This window comes from Nocardia cyriacigeorgica NBRC 100375 (assembly GCF_000308555.1).
GTDB lineage: Bacteria > Actinomycetota > Actinomycetes > Mycobacteriales > Mycobacteriaceae > Nocardia > Nocardia cyriacigeorgica.
Map to the genome: position 1 here is coordinate 1 of NZ_BAFY01000299.1, position 1,607 is coordinate 1,607.

The 1,607-nt window shown below is 69.3% G+C and carries 1 protein-coding gene and 1 pseudogene; both read left to right on the forward strand.

The genetic code is table 11. The annotated features are described in order from the left end of the window. Positions 1-509, forward strand: a pseudogene (locus RJ05_RS26120) (pyridoxal-5'-phosphate-dependent protein subunit beta); the annotation flags it as partial. Continuing rightward, the coding region (locus tag RJ05_RS26125) for an MFS transporter (protein WP_036541910.1) at positions 506-1,607 on the forward strand (1,102 nt) is incomplete at its 3' end. The pseudogene RJ05_RS26120 and the gene RJ05_RS26125, both read left to right, overlap by 4 nt.

The window sequence follows — 1,607 nt, forward strand, 5'->3', positions numbered from 1 at the left end:
CCTCCACCATTTTCGGCCAGCCGGCGGGCCCGCGGCTGATGCGTGGGCTCGGCTCCAGCATCCACCCCGAGAATGTCGACTACGACGCGTTCGACGAAATCCATTGGGTCGCACCGGCGGAAGCGGTGTGGGCGTGCCGGGCGCTGACCGCCACCCACCACGCCAGCGGCGGCTGGAGTGTCGGGGCCGTCGCGCTGGTGGCCGGCTGGCTGGCCCGCACCAACGACTCCCATGTCCGCATCGCCGCGGTGTTCCCGGACGGCCCGCTGCGCTACTTCGACACCGTCTACAACGACGACTATTGCCGGGAACACGGCCTGCTCGACGCCGCGATCCCGGACGAGCCCGCCACCATCGGCCACCCGGACGACGCGGTGGTCACCAGCTGGACCCGGTGCACCACCGTGGTGGATCCGCGCCGCCTCGCCGGCCGGACGCCGGGGCCGGACGGTGCCACCGCGTCGCCTGTCGACCCGCGCCACGACACCCCTCAGGAGAGCATCCGGTGACCGAATTCCTCACCACCTATCGCAGTTTCAGCAAGCCGAGCCGGATGCTGATGATCAATCAGTTCGCCATCAATACCGGCTTCTTCATGCTGATGCCGTATCTGGCCGGGTACATGGCGGGGCCGCTGGGTCTGGCGGCCTGGGCGGTCGGGCTGGTGCTCGGCATCCGCAACTTCAGCCAGCAGGGCATGTTCCTGGTGGGCGGCACACTGGCCGACCGCCTCGGTTACAAGCCGTTGATCGTCGCGGGATGTCTGTTGCGCACCGGCGGGTTCGCCCTGCTGGCCTTCGCCGATTCGCTGCCCGCCCTGATCATCGCCTCGGCCGCAACGGGATTCGCGGGAGCGCTGTTCAATCCCGCCGTCCGGGCCTACCTCGCGGTCGACTCCGCCGATCGGCGGGTCGAGGCCTTCGCCATGTTCAATATCTTCTACCAGGCCGGGATCCTGTTCGGCCCGGTAGTCGGACTGGCGTTGATGGCCTTCGACTTCCGGGCCACCGCCGCCGGGTCGGCGATCGTCTTCGCGCTGCTGACCATCGCCCAGTTGCGCGCGCTGCCACAGCACGAGGCGGAGCAGAAGACGGCATCGGTGCTCGACGATTGGCGGGTCGTCTTGGCCAATCGGCCGTTCCTGCTGTTCTCCGCGGCCATGATCGGCTGTTATGTGCTGTCGTTCCAGGTGTATCTGGCCCTGCCGATGCAGGCGACCAGGGTGGTGGGCGCCGAAGCCGCGGCCACGCTGATGACGGCGGTGTTCGTGGTGTCGGGGCTGATCGCCATCGCGGGCCAGCTGCGCATCACCCGCTGGTTCGCCGCGCGCTGGGGACGGCCGCAGAGCCTGGTCCTCGGCATGGGCATCCTGGCGGCCGCGTTCGTGCCGTTGCTGCTGGTGCCCGGCACCGGGCTCGGCACACCGGTGGCGGTCGGGGCCATGCTGGTGACGGCGGCGGTGCTCGGTGTCGGTGCGGCGGCGGTGTTCCCGTTCGAGATGGACACCGTGGTCGCGCTGTGCGGTGACCGGCTGGTCGCCACCCATTACGGGCTGTACAACACCATCGTCGGCGTCGGCATCCTGCTCGGCAATCTGGGCACCGGGA